Annotated in this window: 10 protein-coding genes and 2 pseudogenes; 1 reads left to right on the plus strand and 11 read right to left on the minus strand. The window is 65.0% G+C overall.

Annotated features, from left to right (window positions below; all coding sequences use genetic code 11):
* Window positions 1-34: 34 nt before the first annotated feature.
* From ACZ9A3_RS10615 to ACZ9A3_RS10640, 6 genes and pseudogenes are all read right to left on the minus strand, one after another.
* Complete coding sequence (locus tag ACZ9A3_RS10615; protein WP_408980943.1) at window positions 35-1,528, minus strand: aldehyde dehydrogenase; 1,494 nt, start codon at window positions 1,526-1,528, stop codon at window positions 35-37.
* Window positions 1,529-1,544: 16 nt separating this feature from the next.
* Window positions 1,545-2,708 (minus strand): acetylornithine deacetylase, encoded by a 1,164-nt coding sequence (gene argE / locus ACZ9A3_RS10620; protein WP_258597757.1) that lies wholly within the window; start codon window positions 2,706-2,708, stop codon window positions 1,545-1,547.
* Window positions 2,701-3,375: a DUF1028 domain-containing protein gene (locus ACZ9A3_RS10625; protein WP_476252555.1), complete on the minus strand. Its 675-nt coding sequence runs from the start codon at window positions 3,373-3,375 to the stop codon at window positions 2,701-2,703. Before ACZ9A3_RS10625 ends, argE begins: the two co-directional genes overlap by 8 nt.
* 10 nt (window positions 3,376-3,385) lie before the next feature.
* On the minus strand, window positions 3,386-3,796 hold the full coding sequence (locus tag ACZ9A3_RS10630) for a RidA family protein (RefSeq protein WP_003201555.1): 411 nt from the start codon (window positions 3,794-3,796) through the stop codon (window positions 3,386-3,388).
* The gene (locus ACZ9A3_RS10635; protein ID WP_093382829.1) at window positions 3,796-5,112 is read right to left on the minus strand and encodes a flavin-containing monooxygenase; all 1,317 of its coding nucleotides are present in this window, start codon (window positions 5,110-5,112) and stop codon (window positions 3,796-3,798) included. The genes ACZ9A3_RS10630 and ACZ9A3_RS10635 overlap by 1 nt, the downstream gene beginning before the upstream one ends.
* Window positions 5,113-5,446: 334 nt before the next feature.
* A pseudogene (locus ACZ9A3_RS10640) lies at window positions 5,447-5,653 on the minus strand (transposase); the annotation flags it as partial.
* Between the two features lie 301 nt (window positions 5,654-5,954).
* Between ACZ9A3_RS10640 and ACZ9A3_RS10645 the strand changes: the two are divergent.
* Window positions 5,955-6,515, plus strand: coding sequence for a hypothetical protein (locus tag ACZ9A3_RS10645; protein WP_258597762.1), 561 nt, complete (start codon window positions 5,955-5,957; stop codon window positions 6,513-6,515).
* Here ACZ9A3_RS10645 and ACZ9A3_RS10650 read toward each other — a convergent pair.
* The 5 genes and pseudogenes from ACZ9A3_RS10650 to ACZ9A3_RS10670 all read right to left on the minus strand — a co-directional run bounded on the left by ACZ9A3_RS10650 (window position 6,512) and on the right by ACZ9A3_RS10670 (window position 20,757).
* Window positions 6,512-7,145: pseudogene (locus ACZ9A3_RS10650) on the minus strand (IS5 family transposase). The gene ACZ9A3_RS10645 and the pseudogene ACZ9A3_RS10650 overlap by 4 nt on opposite strands.
* Before the next feature lie 90 nt (window positions 7,146-7,235).
* Window positions 7,236-8,423, minus strand: coding sequence for a beta-barrel domain-containing protein (locus tag ACZ9A3_RS10655; RefSeq protein WP_093382819.1), 1,188 nt, complete (start codon window positions 8,421-8,423; stop codon window positions 7,236-7,238).
* A complete protein-coding gene (locus tag ACZ9A3_RS10660) occupies window positions 8,413-10,584 on the minus strand; it encodes a type I secretion system permease/ATPase (protein ID WP_401293564.1) in 2,172 nt (723 codons plus the stop codon). Before ACZ9A3_RS10660 ends, ACZ9A3_RS10655 begins: the two co-directional genes overlap by 11 nt.
* Window positions 10,574-11,848 carry a TolC family protein gene (locus tag ACZ9A3_RS10665; RefSeq protein ID WP_195884101.1) on the minus strand — a complete coding sequence of 425 codons (1,275 nt, stop codon included), beginning with the start codon at window positions 11,846-11,848 and terminating at the stop codon, window positions 10,574-10,576. The genes ACZ9A3_RS10660 and ACZ9A3_RS10665 overlap by 11 nt, the downstream gene beginning before the upstream one ends.
* Window positions 11,848-20,757, minus strand: a complete 8,910-nt coding sequence (locus tag ACZ9A3_RS10670) for an Ig-like domain-containing protein (RefSeq protein ID WP_476252556.1) — start codon at window positions 20,755-20,757, stop codon at window positions 11,848-11,850. The genes ACZ9A3_RS10665 and ACZ9A3_RS10670 overlap by 1 nt, the downstream gene beginning before the upstream one ends.
* Window positions 20,758-20,874 lie beyond the last annotated feature (117 nt).

Here is a 20,874-nt window from a genome sequence, read left to right on the forward strand (position 1 = left end):
CCTCATCGCGGGTCAAGCCCGCTCCCACAGGCCATCAGCCGCGTAGCTGAATCCAGGTCGTTTTCAACTGCGTGTACTTATCGAACGAATGCAACGACAGGTCGCGGCCAAAGCCCGACTGCTTGCCGCCGCCAAAGGGCACGCAGACGTCCAGGGCATCGACGGTATTGACCGACACCGTGCCGGCATTCAGCCGCCGTGCGACGCGGTGGGCGCGGTTGAGGTCGTCGGTCCACAGCGACGCCGCCAGGCCATAGATGTGATCGTTGGCCATGGCCACCGCCTGGTCTTCGTCATCGAACACGCTGACCGCCAGCACCGGGCCGAACACTTCTTCGCGGGCCAGGGTCATGTCGGCGGTGACGCCGGTAAAAATCGTCGGCTCGATGAAGTTGCTCGAACCGTCGAAACTCAGCTGTCGACCACCACACACCAGTTGCGCGCCTTCAGCCTGGGCCTGCTCGATGTAGTGCATGATCCGCTGCGCCTGGCGGCTGTCGACAATGGCCCCGGCGCGGCTTGCCGGGTTCAGCGGGTTGCCCGGCAGCCACTGGCGCGCCTTGACGATCAGCCGCTCGATGAACGCGTCGGCGATCGAACGTTGCAGCAGCAGGCGCGAGTTGGCCGAGCAGACTTCGCCCTGGTTGAAGAAGATGCCGAACGCGGCTTTCTCGGCCGCCAGGTCCAGGTCCTGGCAATCGGCGAACACCAGGTTCGGGCTCTTGCCGCCGCATTCCAGCCACACCTGCTTGAGGTTCGACTGCGCGGCGTATTGCATGAAGTACTTGCCGACTTCGGTGGAGCCGGTAAACACCAGGGCATCGACGTCCATGTGCAGGCCCAGGGCGCGACCGGCCTCCTCGCCCAGCCCCGGCACCACGTTGAGCACGCCCTTGGGCAGGCCCGCTTCAATCGCAAGCTCTGCCAGGCGCAGCGCCGAGAACGGCGACTGCTCGGCGGGCTTGAGCACCACGCTGTTACCGGCGGCCAACGCCGGGGCGAGTTTCCAGGCGGCCATGTCCAGCGGGAAATTCCACGGCACCACCGCCCCGATCACCCCCAGCGGCACGCGGGTGATGGTCGCCAGGGCATTGCTGGCGGTCGGCGCCACCTGGTCATAGAGCTTGTCGAGGCTTTCGCCGTACCAGGCGAACACATGCGCCGCGCCGGGCACGTCGATGTTCCAGGCATCCATCACCGGCTTGCCCATGCTCAGCGAGTCGAGCAAGGCCAGTTCGGCGCGGTGCTCGAGCATCAACTGCGCCAGGCGCAATAGCACGGCCTTGCGCTCGCCGGGCGCCATCTTTGCCCAGGGGCCTTGTTCGAAGGCCTGGCGGGCGCTGCGCACCGCCAGGTCAACCTCGGCCTGGCCGCAAGCGGCGACCTTGGCCAGCAATGTGCCGGTGGCCGGGTTGATCACCTCGAATCGCGCCCCACTTGCGGCCTGACAGGCCCCGCCTTGAATAAATGCGCTGTCGATCAGGCGCTGCTGTTGCGCCAGGCTGGTCCACTGGTTGAAATCGTTCACTGCAGACTCCTTGTTGTTATCCGTTGTTGGAGAGGTATTCGGCCAGGCGATCCATCAGGCGGTCACAGGCCGCCATCTGCTCGACGCTGACAAATTCATCCGGCTTGTGACCCTGCTCCATGCTGCCCGGCCCGCACACCACCGCCGGGATTCCAGCCTCATCGAACAGGCCGCCTTCAGTGCCAAAGGCCACGGTGCTGAAGGCATCGCTGCCGCACAGTTGCGCCACCAGTTGCGCTGCGGCGCTTTGCGGTGCGGTGGCCAGGCCCGGGTAGGCCGAGATCGCTTCGAAGCGGATCGCCGTGTCAGCCTTGACCGCCTGCATGGCCGGCAGCAGGGTGTGCTGCGCGTAGGTGTGCAGCTCGTCCACCACCGCCTGCGGTTCGAACGCCGGCAAGGCACGCACCTCAAAGTCGAAGCGGCAATCGGCCGGGACGATGTTCAGCGCCGTACCGCCCTGGATCAGCCCGACCTGCACGGTGGAAAACGCCGGGTCAAAGCGTTGATCGTGATGCTGCGGCGCGGCCAGGCGCTGGCCGATCTCGCCCAGGCGAGCGATCAGCCGCGCCGCCTGCTCGATGGCGTTGACGCCATACGGCGCATAGGCCGAATGGCACGGCGCGCCGTGTACATGGCAACGCATGGCCAGCTTGCCCTTGTGGCCAAGCACCGGTTTGAGCTCGGTCGGCTCGCCAATCAGGCACAAGGCCGGTTGCGCGATGCGCTGGGGCAGCACCTCGAGCAGGCTGCGTACGCCCAGGCAGCCGACCTCCTCGTCATACGAGAACGCCAGGTGCACCGGCCGGCGCAGCGGGCTTTTAAGAAACACCGGCACCGCCGCCAGTACCGAAGCCAGGTAGCCTTTCATGTCGGCGGCGCCGCGGCCGTACAGCTTGCCGTCGCGCTCGGTGAGGCTGAACGGCTCGACTGTCCACGCCTGGCCGTCCACCGGCACCACATCGGTATGGCCCGACAGCACCACACCGCCCGCCACTGCCGGGCCAATGCTGGCCAGCAGGTTGGCCTTGGTCCGCTGCGTGTTGTAGATCAGCTCGCAGCTCACACCCAGGCCGTGCAGGTAGTCGCGGACGAACTCGATCAAGGCCAGGTTCGAATCGCGGCTGACCGTGGCAAAGCCGATCAGCCTGGCCAACAATGCACGGCTGCGCAGCTCACTCATCGCCCGGCACTCCGTAGCTTGGCGCCAGGGTCGGGTTGAGGGCGCGGGTCAGGTAGTCCTGCAACTGCGGCTCATAGGCGTTCCAGAGCTTGCCCAATTCGCCGATGGGGTTGTCCTCAGCCCAGTCGACGCGCAGGTCAACGATCGGCCAGACCAGCTCGCCGACCACCGACAGCGCCGCCGAATGCACCGCCCCGGCTTCGCCGCCGGCGTCCTGGCCGGCCTGCAGAGCGGTCAGCAAACGCACGGCCAGGCAGCCTTCGCTGCGCTCGAAGGCCTCAACCATGCGCTCGATCACCGCGCTGTTGGCCAGCAGGTTGCCGGCGGCCACGCATTGTTCGCCGGCCACGGCATGGTTAATGCCCAGCGCATGATTGCCGCTGAACACCGCGGTGCGGCCCTGGGCATCGACCACTGCCACCTGGCGGTACTGGCTGTAGCCGTTGCGGGTCAAGGCGCGGTCCAGGGCCTGGTGCGGCGCCAGGCCTTCGTCCAGGCCATCGAGGATCTGCGGGCCGAGGGCCGGCAAGGTGATGTTCTGGCTCGACACCGCACCGACGCCTGTGCGCAGCCACGGGCAGCGAGCACCGACGGCGATGCTTGAAGAGCTGATGGCAATGCCCAGCTGGCCGGTTTCGGCGCAGCGGCCAACGATGGAGAAGGTCATGGCACGCTCCTTATTCGGGGATGACCGCGATCACGTCGATTTCCATCAGCCACTGCGGCTGGCCGAGGGCGCTGACCACCAGGCCGGTGGAGATCGGGAACACGCCCTTGAGCCATTTACCGACTTCCTGGTACACCGGCTCGCGGTAGCGCGGGTCGATCAGGTAGGTGGTGGTCTTGACGATATGGCTGAGGTCGCTGCCGGCCTCCTCCAGCAGTTGCTTGACGTTGCGCATGGCCTGCTCGGCTTGCGCCCGCGGGTCACCCAGGCCGACCAGCTGGCCATTGAAGTCGGTACCCACCTGGCCGCGCACATACACGGTGTTGCCGGCACGCACGGCCTGGCACAGGTCGTTGTCCAGGGTCTGGTTGGGGTAGGTGTCTTTGGTGTTGAACATGCGAATACGGGTATGAGTAGGCATCAACGGGCTCCCATGAGGCTGGCTGGTTGGCTGGACGCTTGCTGTTCGGCCTGGCGCTGCGAAGCGTCGCGGTAATTGAGGTAGGTGCGCTGTTTGGCGATGTGATCGGCGATGTGCTTGGCGTCGTGCCACACCCCCCAGATAAACGCCGAGCCGCGCCGCGACAGCCAAGGCAGGCCGACGAAGTACACCCCTGGCTCGCTGGACACGCCGCGCTGGTGCCGGGGCTTGCCGTTGTCCTTGAAGGCGTCGACCTGCAGCCAGCTGTAGTCCACCGAATAACCGGTGGCCCAGATGATGGTGCCGACCCCGGCCTTGGCCAGGTCGAGTTCCAGCAACGGTTGGGTCAGGCATTGCGGATCAGGGAGAATTTCCCGCGCTTGGGGCTCTTGCGGCAGGTCCAGGCCATTGCGGGCAATGTAGGCGTCGGCGGCATCGAGCAGCGCCAGGTAGTTCTCGTCGCCGCGGGCGATGTTTTCGGCCAGGTTGGCTTCAAAGCTGACCACGCCGTTGTCGAAACCCTTGGTCAGGCCGACCAGGGTCATGCCTTGTTGGGCCAGGCGGCGAAAATCCACGGTGTGGCCGCCGCGGGCACCGCTGACGGCGATAGTCACGTGCTCCTTGCCCGGCTGCATGGTCTCGGCATCCCACTCGCCGAGCACCCCCAGCCACCAGCAGAAGTCACGGTTGCGGTAGGCCCGCGGCGGCCGGTCGTGGGCGCCGACCGAGAGGTACACCTGCTTGCCGGCACGCTGCAGTTCATCGGCGATCTGCACCCCCGATGAGCCGGCGCCAACCACCAGCACCGCGCCTTCAGGCAACTGCTGCGGGTTGCGGTAGGCGGCCGAGTGCATCTGCAATACGTTCGACTGCTTCGGCGCAATCGGCGGGATCACCGGGCGCTGGAACGGGCCGGTGGCAACTACCACCTGCTGGGCCTCGATCACGCCATCGCTGGTGTGCACGGTGAACCCCGGACGATCGCTGTTGCGCAGCACCTGGGTAACTTCGACGCCAGTGCGGATCGGTGCGTTGAATTTGCGCGCGTAGGCTTCGAAGTAATCGGCCACCTGGTCTTTACCAGCGAAGGCGTCCGGGTCGAGGCCGTCGAACTCCAGGCCCGGGAAGCGGTCGTGCCAGGCCGGCCCATTGGCCACCAGCGAATCCCAGCGACCGGTGCGCCAGGCTTCGGCGATACGGTTGCGCTCCAGCACCAGGTGCGGCACGCCCAGGCGGCTCAGGTGTTCACTCATGGCCACGCCGGCTTGCCCGGCGCCCACTACGAGCGTATCGATCTTGGTTTTATTGGTTGTCATGTCTGCGCCCTACTGAGTTGTCCCACGCGGGTGGCCGTGGGAGGGTGTAGGTCGCATTCTGGGAGAGCGCGAAGAAAGGCGAAATTATGATTTTTGTGGTTGTTGGAGAGTAAAAAACTAAGGGCTGCGTTGCAGCCCTTCGCCGGCAAGGCCGGTTCCCACAGGAACCAGCTAGCTAGGTTCTGTACGAACAGAGATGTCGCAAACACCGCATGGAACAAGCCAGCGAGACCATAGCGACGTAGTGCTTCGGCGTCGTAGCCCTTGTCGGCAAGCAACCATTTACAGCGCTTACGCGGGCGGCCACGTTGGTTCGATGGAATGCTGACCTCGTCCAATAGGGAAACCGTTGATACACCGTTGACCAAGGGCCAAAGCGCTCCGGCATATCTCGCCACGCAGCACCTGAGCAGAGCACCCAGAGCACGCCATCGAGCATCAGGCGGTCGCTCAGGCGGGGCCGTCCCCGGCCATGGGTTTCGGTGAAGAGATCAGCAACCACGGTCCAAGCCTCATCCGAGAGTTCGTAACGCTTTGCCATCACAGAATTTCTTTCCGTAGATGGCTGGAAACTCTACAAAGTTTCAGCCTACGAGGGACGCCGATTGGGTTTCTCGGGATTTCGTACAGAGCCTAATGATGGGCGTTTTGACTTCAACTTGTGCCCGATGGCATGCCTGCAAAACAACTAAAAACGGTTTTTAAAAAAAACACACACGCAAGAAAACGTTATAAAAAACTAGTAGTTTTATCAGTAGCGCCACCCCCGAAAAAGCTTAATTATTTCTACGCCCAAGGAAGAAAAACTTGAGCAAGAGACGTCCCGTCCAAAGGAGCACACCATGGCCAAGTCATTTATTGCCCGCTTATACGGCAAGGTTGATAGCAACCACCATAGCCGCATCCCCGTTACACTTTCAAAGTTTGTACGAGAGGTGGATTTTTACAACAACGTGAAATACAAGGTGGTCAATGATGACTGGCTAAATCTAAACTATCGGGACACCACCCCTGTCGAACTTAGATTTGAACATCAATACACTAACAACAAGTACAGAATCATCATTGACTCAGGTGCCTTCGAAGGCTACACAATGGGCGTGGGTGAAAGCGGCCCCACTCTAGACATGGTCGGGGCCTGGAACAAAGTTTCATCCACTGACCCAACCACATTCTTTGAGATATCATACGATGGAAATATCGTAACCGGCGATCAACTCCCGGATACCGCTGGCTCCATTAAAATCCTGAACAACAACCGGAATGCATTGAAGTGGCGGCGACGCCCAGATGAAAATCCGAATGACTTTGAATATCCTAACTTCAATTATCAAATCGTGGATGGGGGTGACAATAACTTAGTACTTGAATTCTACCTTGAAATAACCAAGCGATTCGGCTAGGCACTGTACGAAAAGTAATGTCGTAGACATCGCTGCCAGCAGGCCAATGTGACCATCGCCGCATAGCTTTTCGCGAGCTTGCAGTAGCGTGTCGCCAGGCGGCGATGTTCCTTCAACCAGCCGAACAGCCGTTCGGTAAACTGGGTTTCGGATCGCTGGCTTGTCCGCCAGAAAGGATGAAGTGCAGTGGTACACCTCGAGCGTCGCAGACCATGTGAATTTTCGTTGTCAGCCCACCCCGGCTTCTCCCGAGTGCGTGGTCCGCTGGTTCTTCCGCTCCCCTTTTTGGCCTGCTCCAGATGAGGCCCGGGTCGCTTTGACTGCCGTCGAGTCAATGCACCAGGTGTCCAGATTGATCAGGCCTTGAGCGTTGAGTTTGACGTGCAGGCGCTTGAGCATCTTGTTGAAGGTGCCCTGGGTACGCCAGTCTCGAAAGCGGTGATAAACCGAGGACCAGGGGCCGAATCGCTCAGGCATGTCTCGCCATGCTGCGCCGGAGCAAAGTACCCACAACACACCATTGAGCATCAAGCGATCATTAGCTCTTGGGCGCCCAGTGCGCCGATGTGCAGTAAAAAGATCAGCGACTATTTCCCAATCAGCATCGGAAAGTTCGTATCGCTTGGGCATGGCAGAATCCTTCGCCTAAAAGGCGAGAACTCTACGGAAAATCAGGCCCCCAGAGGCCTCTACGACATTTCAAAGGTTTTCATACAGAGCCTAGTAAAGGCGCGCTTTGACCAGCGGCCTGATCAGATAATTGAGCACTGTGCGCTTGCCGCTGAGGATATCCACCTCGGCAACCATGCCGGGGATGATCGGCAGCACCTCATCGCCCTTCTTCAGCTGGCTGCCGTCGGTTTTGATCAGCACCTGGTAGTACGACTCTTTGCCGCGCGGGGTGTCTTCCTCGATGGTGTCGGCGCTGATCTGCTCCAGGGTGCCCTTGAGGTCGCCATAGATGGAGAAGTCGTAGGCGGTGATCTTGACCTTGGCCGGCATGCCCGGCACCAGGAAGGCCACGTCCCGCGGCTTGATTCGCGCCTCGACCAGCAGGCGCTCTTCTACCGGGATCACCTCCATGATCGCCTCGCCCGGCTGGATCACCCCGCCGCGGGTGTTGATCAGCACGGTGTTGACCCGCCCGCGCACCGGCGACAGGATCTCGGTGCGGCGCAACTGGTCCTGGCGTTGCTGGATGATCGGCTCCAGGGCGCTGAGGTCGGCCTTGCGCTGCGAGCGCTCGGTGTAGGCGTCCTGGAAGTAGGTGTTCTTCAGCTCGGTGAGCTTGCCGTTGAGGGTGGCGATGTCCTGGCTGAGTTTCAATGCCTCCATCTGGCTGACCGCGCGCTTGGCCACCAGCGGGCGCACCAGGTCGAGCTGGCTCTGGGCCAGGCGGATCTGCGCCTGGATCGAGCGGGTGTTTTCCAGCAACTTGCCGCGCCGCGACTTGAACAGCTCGCGCTCGGAGCGCGCCAACGGGCTGTCGGGGTCGACCCCGGGGCCGAACTCGATGCGTTCCTTGCCCAGCACCTCGGCATCCAGACGGGCGATCGCCGCGCGCAGGCCGTCGGCCTGGTTGGTCGACTCCTGGACGTTGGTCAGAAAGCGCGTTTCATCCAGGCGCACCAGCGGCTGGCCAACCTCCACCAGGTCGCCCTCCTTGACCAGCAGGCGGTCGAGGATGCCGCCTTCCAGGCTCTGGATCTTCTGGATGCGGCTGTACGGCACCACCCGACCATCGCCACGGGTGACCTCGTCGAGCTCGGCCCAGGCCGCCCAGGCGATAGCGATGAGGATGCAGGCCAGCAACAGCCACAACAGCGGCCGGTACACCGGGTGGGTCACCGCCAGCAGCGGGTCGGCCAGCTCGCGGCGCAGTTTCGCCGCCTTGCGCTCAGAGTCCATGTGCACCTCCTGCGGCCTGTGGGGCCTGTACCTGACTGCCCTGCACCACCTGGTCCAGCGGCCCATCCATGATCACCCGGCCCTGGCGCAGCACCACCGCACGCTCGACCAGGGCAAGCATGCTTTTTTTGTGCGTGGTGATGATCAGGGTGCGTTTGCCCAGCCATTGCTGCAGGTAGTCGATCACCTGTTTTTCGCTGCTCTGGTCGAAGGCTGCGGTGGGTTCGTCGAGCAGCAGTATTGGCGGGTCCTGCAGCAGTACCCGGGCCAGGCCCACGGCCTGGCGCTGGCCGCCAGACAAACTGGCGTTGCCCTGCAGCGGCATGTCCAGGCCCAGCGAATGGCTGCGCACGAAAGCGCCGAGGCCGACGCCGTCGAGGGTTTCCAGCAATTCGTCATCGCTCAGGGCGGCGCTTTCGAGGTTGAGGTTGTCGCGCAGGCTGCCCTGGAACAACGCCACCTCCTGGGGCAGGTAGCCAATACCGCGCTGGCGGTCGGCCGGGTCGATCTGGCTGAGGGCGACGTCATCGAGCAGCAGGCGCCCGGCCTGGGCATCGAGCAAGCCGCTGAGCAGGCGCAGCAGGGTCGACTTGCCGGCGCCGTTGCCGCCCAGCAGCGCTACCCGCTCGCCGGCCTGGATGGTCAGTGCCTGAATGTCCACCACCGGTGGGCTGTCACCGTGGCTCAGGCGCACGCCTTCAAGGCGAAAGTGCCCGTGCAGGTGCGGCTTGTGCACGAAGCGCTTGCCCTGGGGCCGCTCCTGCTCGGCGGCCATCAACTGGTCGAGGCCTTCCATGGCCACCTTGGTGTGCTGCCAGCGCCCGAGAATGCCAGCCGCCTGGGACAGCGGCGCGATGGCTCGCGAGGCGAGGATCGAACAGGCCACCAGGGCACCGACGGTCATCGCCCCTTCGCTGATGCGGTAGACACCGAACACCACCACGCCGACATAGCACAATTGCTGGACGATGCTCGAGGCGTAGCTCAGGCTCGAGGCCAGGGCGTGGGTTTTCATTGCCGTGCTTGAAAGCTCGCCGGTCAGGGTTTCCCACTGCTGCAGGCAACGGCCTTCGGCGCGGGTGGCCTTGACCGTTTCCAGGTGCTCGAAGGCTTCCAGCAGCACGCCGTTTTTCATCGCCCCTTCGCGCAGGTTCTGCCGCGACAGATTACCCAGCAGGCGCTGGGTCAGCAGCCCCGGCAGTACCATCAGCACACAGGCGACGATCGGAACCCAGACCACCTGGCCGCCGATCAGGGCAATGATCAACAAAAAGATCAGCACGAACGGCAAGTCGCTGATCAGCGCGGCGCTGGATGAGGTAAAGAACTCGCGCACCGACTCGAACTCGCGCACCTGGGTGCTGAAGGCGCCCATGGACGCAGGCTTGGCGGCGATCCGCGTGCTCAGCACCCGCGAGAACAACAGGCTGGAGAGCTGCAGGTCGAGGCGCTTGCCCAGCACGTTGAGCAAATGCCCGCGCATGATCCGCAGCACGCCGTCGAGGACAATCGCCAGGGCCACGCCGCTGGCCAGAATCCACAGGGTGTCGAAGGCGGCGTTGGGCACCACGCGGTCATATACCTGCATGGCGAACAGCGCCGAGGCAATCGCCAGGACGTTGGCCACCAGGGCGGCGGCGGCCACTTCGGCGTAAGAACGCCAGAGCTTTTTCAGCGGGCCGAAAAACCAGTGCTCGGGCACCGCCCTGGCGTAATCCCCTACCCGCTCGTCGGCGCGAAACCGGCACTTGGCGAACACCGCCGTGCCGCTGTACAGCGCCGCCAGTTCAGCCAGGGGCAAACGCTCGCCGCCGCCATCGCTCTGCGGTACCAGCACCTGAGCGTGCTCAGCGTCGAGCTTGACCAGCACCAGGCTGCGCCCGTCGTTAAGCAGCAACAGCGCGGGCAGCAGGTAGTTGTCCATCTGCGCCAGCGGCAGTTGGTCGACCCGCGCGGTGATATCGGCGCGGCGCAAAGCCCGGGCGACCATGCGCAGCGGCAGGCGGCCGTGCTCCAACGGCAAGCCGTCGACCAGCTCGGCATCGCCCAGCGGCCGCCCCAATTGCCGGCACAGCAACAGCAAGCCCTCGCGCAGCGGATCGTTGAGAGGGTCGTGGTTGAGCACCACGACGTTGTCGGCAATCCTGTTGTCAGCTTCCATTCAAGCGATTCTCCACCAGTGGGCCCAACAAGCCGACCTGTGCGGCCGCCCGGTACTCGATGCGTTTGCGTTCGATGTGCAGGTTGATCAGTTGCCGCTCGGCCTCGAAGCGTTCACGCTGGACGTTGAGCAGGTCGATCACATCGCGCCGGCCCACCTCGAACTGCTCGCGGTACAGCTCGCTGACCTGCGCCGACTCGGTGACCTGCTGCTGCAGCGACTTCTCCCGCCAACCCAGGGTTTCGCTGTTGTCGAACAAGGTCTGCAATTGGCGGCGGATGTCGCGCTGCATGGCATCGGCGGTAAAGCGCGCCGACTCCAGGCGTTGCTGCGCGGCGGTCGGGCGGCGGAAGTTGGACAGGCCCTGGAAGGTGTCCATGCGCAAGCGCAGGGCCACCACCGAGTCGCTTTCCGGATGCCCGCCGACTTCCCGGCGCAAGGCTGTGGCTTCGATATTCAGTTGCGGCAGCAACGACGCCTTGGCTTCGCGAACCTGGGCTTCAGCAACGTTGGCGTCTTCCAGCGCCTTGCGTTGCAAGGGCGCGTCGTGGATCACCCGGGTCAGGTCGCTTGAGGCCAGGTAGCGCTTGAGCGACAGCGGCTCGGGGTCGCTGAGGGCATCGGGTTCCTGGCCAACCAGCAGGGCGTACTGGTTGCGGGCATCCTGCAGGTTGCCCTTCTCCAGCGCCAGTTGCTCCTGGGCCCGTGCCAGTTCAAGGTTGGCGCGGTCCAGCTCGCTGCGGTCGGCATAGCCGTCGCCGCCACGGTCTTCGGTCATCTGGCGGATGCCACCGAGGCGCTGCAGGTGCTCGCGCACCGCCTCGACCCGGCGCTCGGCCGCCAGTACATCCAGGTAGGTCTCGACGATATCCAGCGCGGCATCGTCGCGGGCCACCAGTAACGCCTGCGACAGTTTGCGCTGGGTGGCGCTGGCGCTGTCGACCTTGCTGTTGACCCGGCCCCAGTCATAGAGCATCTGCGAGGCGGTCAGGTCGTAGACCACATCGCCAAAATCGAACTCCTGCGGCCCGCCAGACACCGACACCGACGGGTAGTAGCCGCCTTTGGCAATCTCCACTTCTGTTCCGGCGCGATCGGCTTCGGCCATCGCCGAGCGCACCTCAGGGTGAATCGCCAGCCCTGCCCGGACCGCCTGGTCCAGTGGCATGGCTGGCGCAACCATCGGCAGGCCCAGCGCCAGCAGCCACAGAGCCACTTGCGCTTGCCGCCGTCCCTTGCGCGCGTACTGCATGCGCGCTGCCATCACACGACAACCTGAACCGTATTGTCCTCGACCAGCAAGATGTTGGCGCCAAAGGTGTAGACGTCGTAGTTGACGCCGTTGATCGCCTGGCTGGTCCCGGTGTTCACCGCCCCGACCACGTTCAGGGTGTCGTTGCTTTCACCGGTGATCTGCAGGGTGTTGTTGGCATCGGTAATGGCGTTGACCTCCGCTGCGGTCAGGGTCAGCACGCTGCCCGAATCGCCCTTGCCCAGGTCGATACGCTCGATATTGCTCAGCGTGCCGACCCCCACCGAGTTGTAGTCCAGGTCGATGCCGTTGGCGAACAACAGGGTATCGAAGCCCGCCCCGCCGTCGATGCTGACAAAGTTGGTGGCGGTGATCTGGATGGTGTCGTTGCCGTCACCCGCCACCACATGATCGCCGGTGCCGACGTTGAAGATCAGGTCGCTGCCGGCCCCGCCATTGATATGCTCGGAGCTGCCGTTGGCCCCCGCCATCACGTCGTCGCCGGCGGTGCCGTTGACGTCGATCTGGCCAATGTTCAGCGACAGGCCGTTGGGCACCAGGGTGATGCCATAGGCGGCGCTGTCGTTGCCCTGACCATCGGTTGAGACAACGTTGAAGGAGATCTGCGAGCCAAGGTTGAGGATGTCGGTAATGTTCAGCCCCAACTGGGTGAGGACGCTCGGGCTCAGCAGATTCAGAGCAAAGTGCCCAGTGCCATCGGCGTTGATTGGCAGCAGTTCGACGTTCAGCACCGGGGTGATGACGCGAATCACCAGGCTGGAACCGGCCTCGGTGGTACCGCTGAAGCCAAACCTGGGGTTCAGCGGGTTGAGGCTGACATCAACCCCGAAGCCGCCGATGGTCACCGGCTGCTCGATGCTGGCGCCAATGCCGATGCTGGCGACGTTGCTCGGGTTGCCGGCCGGGTCGCGGCCGACCACCGAGACCTGGGCACTAAGCAGTTGGTCCCAGCTGAAGTCGATGTCAAGGTCAGTGAGCAGGTTCAGCGACGCCAGCCCGCTGTTGTCGGCGGTTACCGTTACCGTGGCGACTACCCCGCCGACGGTCAGGTTGACGGTCAGCTCAGTGCCAGGTTCGGCAGAGATGGTCAGCAGGTTGCCGACCAGCGACAGCACCGGGGTGGCCGGCGGCACGGTGTCGATGGTGAACGGTGCCGGCGTCGAGGCGGCGCCGCCGTTGATGTCGGCCGTGACGGTCGAGGCGCCCTGCGGGAACGGCCCCTGCCCGCCTGGCGGGGTCAGGGTCAGGGTCACGCTGCCAGCGCTGATATCACCGGCCGTCAGGGTATGGCTGACCTCGGCTTCATAGCCGTTCTGGCCGGCGAACTTGACGGTGACCACCTGGCCGGCCTGCATGGTCGGCCGCACGCTCACGTTGACCTGGATGCCATCGCTGATTTCGGCGGCGTTGATCCAGGTATCGGCGGCTTCCGGCACGCTGATGGTTGGCGGCGCCAGATCCGGGGCAATGACGCTGCCCGGGCCGCTGACGTTGCCGGCCGCATCCACCGCCACCGCCGACAGCAGCTCGCCGGTAATCAGTGGTGGTGCGAACGGCAGGCTGAAGTTGCCGCTGCCATCGACGTTGACCGTGATCGGGTTGGCGCTGTCGCCGTTGACCACGATGCGCACCTGGCTGTTGGCCTCGGCGGTACCGGTGAGCAACGCGCCGTCGGCACTGATGCTCAGCACCGGCGCGCCCGGTGCCACGCTGTCGACCGTAGTGGTTGCCGGCCCGCTGTCATTGCCGGCGGCGTCCTCTGCCACGGCATTGACCACGGTGCCGTTGGCCAGCGGGCTGGCTGGAGTGAAGCTCCAGTTGCCGCTGCCATCGGCGGTGGTCTCACCAATCGGGTTGCCGCCGCCATTGGTAAGGATGACCTTGGCGCCGATTTCGGCAGTACCGCTGATGACCGCGCCGTTGCTCGGGTTGATCACCGGTGCGGCAGGCGCCACGGAATCCACTGTGGTGCTGGCCGGGCCGCTGTTGTTGCCGGCGGCGTCCTGGGCCACGGCATTGACCACCGTGCCGTTGGCAAGTGGCGCGCCGGGGGTGAAGCTCCAGTTGCCGCTGCCATCAGCAGTGGTTTGACCGATCGGGTTGCCGCTGCCGTCAGTAAGGATGACCTTGGCACCGATCTCGGCGGTACCGCTGATGATCGCGCCACTGCTCGGGTTGATCACCGGTGCGCCAGGCGCCACCGCGTCAATGGTAGTGCTGACCGGCCCGCTGCTGTTGCCAGCGGCATCCTGGGCCAGCGCATTGATCACGGTGCCGTTGGCAAGTGGCACGCCTGGGGTGAAGCTCCAGTTGCCGCTGCCATCAGCAGTGGTTTGACCGATCGGGTTACCGCTGCCGTCGGTGAGAATGACCTTGGCGCCGGCTTCGGCGGTACCGACAATGATCGCGCCGTTGCTCGGCTCGATTACCGGTGCGGCCGGCGCCACGGCGTCAACCGTGGTACTGACCGGGCCGCTATTGTTGCCGGCAGCATCCTGGGCCACGGCATTGATCAGCGTGCCATTGGCCAATGGCGAGCCCGGAACAAAGCTCCAGTTGCCGCTGCCATCAGCGGTGGTTTGACCAATCGGATTGCCGCTGCCATCGGTAAGAATGACCTTGGCGCCGATTTCCGCGGTGCCGGTGATCACCGCACCATTGCTCGGGTTGATCACCGGCGCGGCAGGCGCCACGGCATCCACCGTGGTGCTGGCCGGGCCGCTGCCGTTGCCGGCAGCGTCCTGGGCCACGGCATTGACCACGGTGCCATTGGGCAACGGGCTGGCCGGGGTGAAGCTCCAGTTACCACTGCCATCGGCAGTGGTTTGACCAATCGGGCTGCCGCTGCCGTCGGTAAGGATGACCTTGGCACCCGCTTCGGCGGTGCCGCTGATCGCTGTACCATTGCTCGGATTGACCACCGGCGCGCCGGGCGCCACGGCATCAACCACCGTACTGGCCGGGCCGCTGTTGTTGCCGGCGGCGTCCTGGGCGACGGCGTTGACCACCGTGCCATTGGCCAACGGCGGCAGTGGTGTGTAGCTCCAGTTGCCGCTGCCATCGGCGCTGGTCTGACCGATCGGGTTGCCGCTGCCATCGGTGAGGATCACCGTGGCATTGGCTTCGGCAGTACCGACAACAACTGCCCCGTTGCTGGCATTGATCACCGGTGTTGCCGGTGCCACGGCATCCACCGTGGTGCTGGCCGGGCCGCTGCTGTTGCCTGCGGCGTCCTCGGCCACGGCGTTGACCACGGTGCCATCGGGCAGCGGCGTGCCTGGCACGAAGCTCCAGTTACCGCTGCCATCGGCGGTGGTTTCACCAATCGGGTTGCCACTGCCATCGGTCAGAACGACCTTGGCGCCGATTTCGGCGCTGCCGCTGATGACCACGCCGTTACTGACGTTGACCACCGGCACCGCAGGCGCCACGGCATCCACCGTGGTACTGCCCGGGCCACTGCTGTTGCCGGCAGCATCCTGGGCCACGGCATTGACCACAGTGCCATTGGGCAGCGGGCTGGCCGGGGTGAAGCTCCAGCTACCACTGCCATCGGCTGTAACCTGGCCAATCGGGTTGCCGCCGCCGTCAGTAAGGATGACCGTGGCACCCGCCTCGGCGGTTCCGCTGATGACTGCACCATTGCTCGGGTTGACGACCGGTGCGCCGGGGGCCACGGCGTCGACCGTGGTGCTGCCTTGCAGACTGGTGTTGCCGGCAGCGTCCTGGGCTACGGCATTGACCACCGTGCCGTTGGCAAGTGGCGAGCCCGGGGTGTAGCTCCAGTTGCCGCTGCCATCGGCCGTCACCTGGCCAATCGGGTTGCCGCTGCCGTCGGTGAGGATAACCTTGGCACCGGCTTCAGCAGTGCCGACGATGACCGCGCCGTTACTCGGGTCGATCACCGGCGCAGCCGGGGCCACCGCGTCAATGGTAGTGCTGACCGGGCTGCTGGTGTTGCCGGCCGCGTCCTGGGCCACGGCATTGATTACCGTGCCATTGGGCAAGGGGCTGCCTGGGGTGAACGTCCAGTTGCCGCTGCCGTCGGCCGTTACCTGGCCAATCGGATTGCCGCTGCCATCGGTAAGGATGACCTTGGCGCCAATTTCGGCGGTACCGCTGATGACCGCGCCATTGCTCGGGTTGATCACCGGCGCGGCAGGCGCCACGGCATCCACCGTGGTGCTGCCCGGGCCACTGCTGTTGCCGGCAGCATCCTGGGCCACGGCGTTGATCACCGTGCCGTTGGGCAACGGGCTGGCCGGGGTGAAGCTCCAGTTGCCACTGCCATCGGCGCTGGTCTGGCCAATCGGGTTGCCGCCGCCATCGGTGAGCAGGATGGTCGCGCCGGCTTCGGCAGTACCGCTGATCTCGGCGCCGTTGCTCGGCTCGACCAGCGGCGCCGCGGGCGCAACGCCATCAATCGTGGCAACCGCCGCCGCACTGTCGACCCCGCTGGGGTTGCGCGCCACGACATTGATCACGGTGCCGTCCGGCAGCGGCACACCGGGGGTGAAGCTCCAGTTGCCGCTGCCGTCGGCCGTCACCTGGCCGATCGGGTTGCCGTTGCCGTCGGTGATGATGAGGGTGTTGCCGGCATCGGCGCTGCCGCTGATGACCGAACCGTTGCTGGGGTCGATCTGCGGGATCGACGGCAACGAGGTATCTACGATAGTGCTAGCGGGCGCGCCGGTGTTGCCGGCCGCGTCGGTGGCGGTGACATTGACCACGGTGCCGTTGGGCAGTTGCGCACCGGGGGTGAACGTCCAGTTGCCGCTGCCATCGGCGGTGGTCTGGCCGATCGGGTTGCCGCTGCCGTCGGTCAGGGTAACGGTGCTGTTGGCCTCGGCGGTGCCGTTGAGGGTATTACCGTTGCTTGGGTTGACCGCCGGCGCTGGCGGCGGCACGGCATCCACCGTGGTGGTGCCCGGGCCGCTGGTATTGCCGGCCGGGTCCTGGGCAACGGCATTGATCACCACGCCGTTGACCAATGGCGCAGCAGGCGTGAACGTCCAGTTGCCGCTGCCGTCGGCGGTGGTCTGGCCGATCGGATTGCCACCACCATCGGTGATGATGATCCTGGCCCCCGCTTCGGCAGTGCCGCTGATGGTGCTGCCATTGCTCGGATTGATGACCGGTGCGTCCGGGGCAACGCTGTCCACGGTGGTGGCGGCCTGCAGGCCCGTGTTGCCAGTCGGATCGGTGGCGGTGGCAATCACCACGGTACCGTTGGCCAGCGGGCTGCCCGGGGTGAAGCTCCAGTTGCCGCTGCCATCGGCGGTCACCTGGCCAATCGGGTTGCCGCTGCCATCCTTGAGGACAACCGTGGCACCGGCTTCGGCGGTGCCGCTGATGGTGGCGCCATTGCTCGGGTTGATGACCGGGGCCGCAGGCGCCGAGCTGTCGACGGTGACGCTGGCCGGTGCGCTGAGGTTGCCGGCAGCATCCTGGGCGACAACGTTGACCACGGTGCCATCGGCCAGCGCCGAACCCGGGGTGTAGGTCCAGTTGCCGCTGCCGTCGGCAAAGACTTCGGCGATCGGGTTGCCGCTGCCGTCGGTGAGAATGACTTTGCTGTTGGCTTCGGCGGTGCCGCTCAGGCTGTTGCCGTTGCTCAGGTTGACCGTCGGGGCCGGCGGCGCGACGGCATCCACTACGGCAGAAGCCGGTGCGCCGGTGTTACCGGCCGGGTCGGTGGCCACCGCATTGACCACGGTGCCGTTGGGCAGCGGGCTGCCCGGGGTAAAGCTCCAGTTGCCGCTGCCGTCGGCGGTCACCTGGCCAATCGGGTTGCCGCTGCCATCGGTCAGGGTGACGGTGGCGCCGGCTTCGGCGGTACCACTGATGACGCTGCCATTGCTCGGGTTGAGTAGCGGCGCGCCCGGAGCGACGCTGTCTACCGTGGTCGCCGCTGGAGCACCGGTGTTGCCGGTCGGGTCGGTGGCCGTGGCCACCACTACCGTACCGTTGGGCAACGGGCTGCCCGGGGTGAAGCTCCAGTTGCCGCTGCCGTCGGCCGTGACCTGGCCGATCGGGTTGCCGCTGCCATCCTTGAGCAGCACCGTGGCGCCGGCTTCGGCGGTGCCGCTGATGACGCTACCATTGCTCGGGTTGAGTACCGGCGCCGCAGGTGCCGAGCTGTCGACGCTTACGCTCGCCGGCGGGCTACTGTTACCTGCCGCGTCCTGGGCGAGCACATTGATTACCGTGCCATCGGCGATTGGCGTGCCCGGGGTGTAACTCCAGTTACCGCTGCCATCGGCGGTCACCTCGGCAATCGGGTTGCCGTTGCCATCGCTGATGATCACCTTGCTGTTGGCTTCGGCGGTGCCACTGAGGCTGCTGCCATTGCTCGGATTGATGGTCGGCGCCAGTGGCGCGACTGCATCGACAGTGACGCTGGCCGGGCCGCTGCTGTTGCCGGCGGCGTCCTGGGCCACGGCATTGATCACGCTGCCATCGGGCAACGCGGCGCCCGGAGTAAAGCTCCAGTTGCCGCTGCCGTCAGCAGTGGTTTCACCAATGGGGTTACCACTGCCGTCGCTGAGAATGACCTTGGCACCGGCTTCGGCAGTACCGCTGATGACCGCGCCATTGCTCGGATTGACCTGCGGTGCGGCCGGTGCCTGGGCATCGACGACAGTACCGCCGGGGGCGCTGGTGTTGCCGCTGGCGTCGGTGGCGGTGACGTTGACCACGGTGCCGTCGGGTAACGGGCTACCCGGGGTGAAACTCCAGTTGCCGCTGCCATCGGCGCTGGTTTGACCAATCGGGTTACCACTGCCGTCGGTCAGGATGACGGTCGAACCGGGTTCGGCAGTACCGCTGATGACACCGCCATTGCTCGGGTTGACCACTGGCGCCGCGGGCGCTACAGCGTCGACGCTGACCGTTGCCGGCACGCTGGTGTTGCCCGCCGCATCCTGGCTGACCACACTGACCACGGTGCCATCGGCAATTGGCGTGCTGGGGGTGTAGCTCCAGTTGCCACTGCCATCGGCGCTGGTCTGGCCGATGGGATTGCCGTTACCGTCGCGGATGATCACCGTGCTGCCTGGCTCGGAGCTGCCGCTAAGCTCGCTGCCATTGCTCGGGTTGACCGTCGGTGCGCCAGGCGCTACGCCATCGACGGTGACGCTGGCCGGGCCACTGATGTTGCCGGCGGCATCCTGGGCCACGGCATTGACCACGGTGCCATCGGGCAACGGCGTGGCCGGGGTAAAACTCCAGTTGCCGTTGGCATCGGCAGTGGCCTGGCCGATCGGGTTGCCGCTGCCGTCGGTCAGGGTGATGGTCGCCCCGGCTTCGGCGCTACCGCTGATCTCGCTACCGTTGCTCGGGTTGATCTGCGGCGCAGCCGGCGCCACGCCGTCGACGGTGATCGACGCCGGCGGGCTGCTGTGGCCGCTGGCATCCTGGGCCACCACAGTGACCACGGTGCCATCGGCCAGCGCCGTGCCTGGCGTAAAGCTCCAGTTGCCATTGCCGTCGGCGACCGTCTGGCCGATCGGGTTGCCATTACCGTCGGTGATCACCAGGGTTACGCCGGGCTCGGCAGTACCCGACAGCTCGCTGCCATTGCTGGCATTGACCTGGGGTGCATCCGGGTAATCGGGGGCCTGGACGTTGACGCCCGGGCTGCTGTTGCCGGCAGGGTCAGTGACCACCACGGTGACGGTCTGGCCATCGGTCAGCGGTGGATCAAGCGGCACCTGGAAGCTGCCATCGCTGCCGATCACCGCCGTGACATCCGGCTGGCCATCGCCATTGGTGTCGACACCAACGCTGGCACCGGGCTCGCCATTGCCGCTGACGCTGCTGCCGTCGGGCGCCACTTCGACATCCGTGGGCGCCGCCGGGGCGGTGGTGTCCGGTGCGCTGGCCTGGGCTGGCGGGCTGCTGTTGCCGGCCGGGTCGGTGATCACCACGGTCACCGTCTGGCCATTGCTCAGCGGTGGGTTAAGCGGCACCTGGAAGCTGCCGTCAGGGCCGATGATCACCGTGATGTCGGGATGGCCGTCGCCATCGGTGTCGATGCCCGCCGTGGCTCCCGGCTCACCCTTGCCACTGACCAGGGTACCATCGGGGGAGACTTGCAGATCGCTTGCCGGCGCCGGTGGGATGGTGTCCGGTGCGGTGATCTGGGTCGGCGGGCTGCTGTTGCCGGACGGGTCGGTGACCACCACGGTCACCGTTTCACCGTTGGTCAGTGGCGGGTTCAACGGTACCTGGAAGCTGCCATCGGCGCCGACCACCACGGTTGCATCAGGCTTGCCGTCGCCGTTAGTGTCGATGCCGACGGTAGCGCCCGGCTCGGCCTTGCCGCTCACCGAACTGCCGTCGGTGGCCACCTGCAACCCCGTCGCTGCACCCGGCGCGGTGGTATCCACCGGTGGGGTTTCACTGCCGCCGCCACCACCGCCGCCGCCACCGCCACTGTTCGACACCGCAACGCCCGCACCAATCACCGCCGCGCCCGCCAGCAGCATCCCCCCTACCCCCAGGCCGCCTGCGGTCGCACCGGCACCGGCGCCCCCGGCAGCGGTCAGCGAGTCAAAGCCTGCAGCGCTTTCCTGGGCGACATAGGTAGCCGCCAGGATGCCCTCTGCGGCAACCGGCGGCAGGCTAACCGCCACCAGCTTGCCTTCATGGACCAGGAACAGCTCACTGGGTGGCTGGCCTTCGGCATAGAAATTGGCAATACGGACGCTCTCGCCGTTCTTGAGCTGCACCACCAGGTCGGCATCGCTTTTCGAATAGCTGGCAACCGCCTCGGGATCGATGTCGAGGGCGATTTCGCTGCTTTCGGTAAGTTTCAGGATGCCGTTGGTAGGGATTTCAGTGAAAGCGGCGGACGAGACATTTTGATTGAGGGGGGAAACCTGCGCCTGGATCGACATGCTAGACAGTCCTTTTGCCCATAGATGACCGAAGGGGTCACACTGCTGCCTGAAGAAATAGCAGTTCTGGGAAAAAAAACGATTCTGGCTTTAGGCTTAATACCTAAGCGCACTTAA

It is taken from the genome of Pseudomonas sp. TE4620 (genome assembly GCF_056279045.1).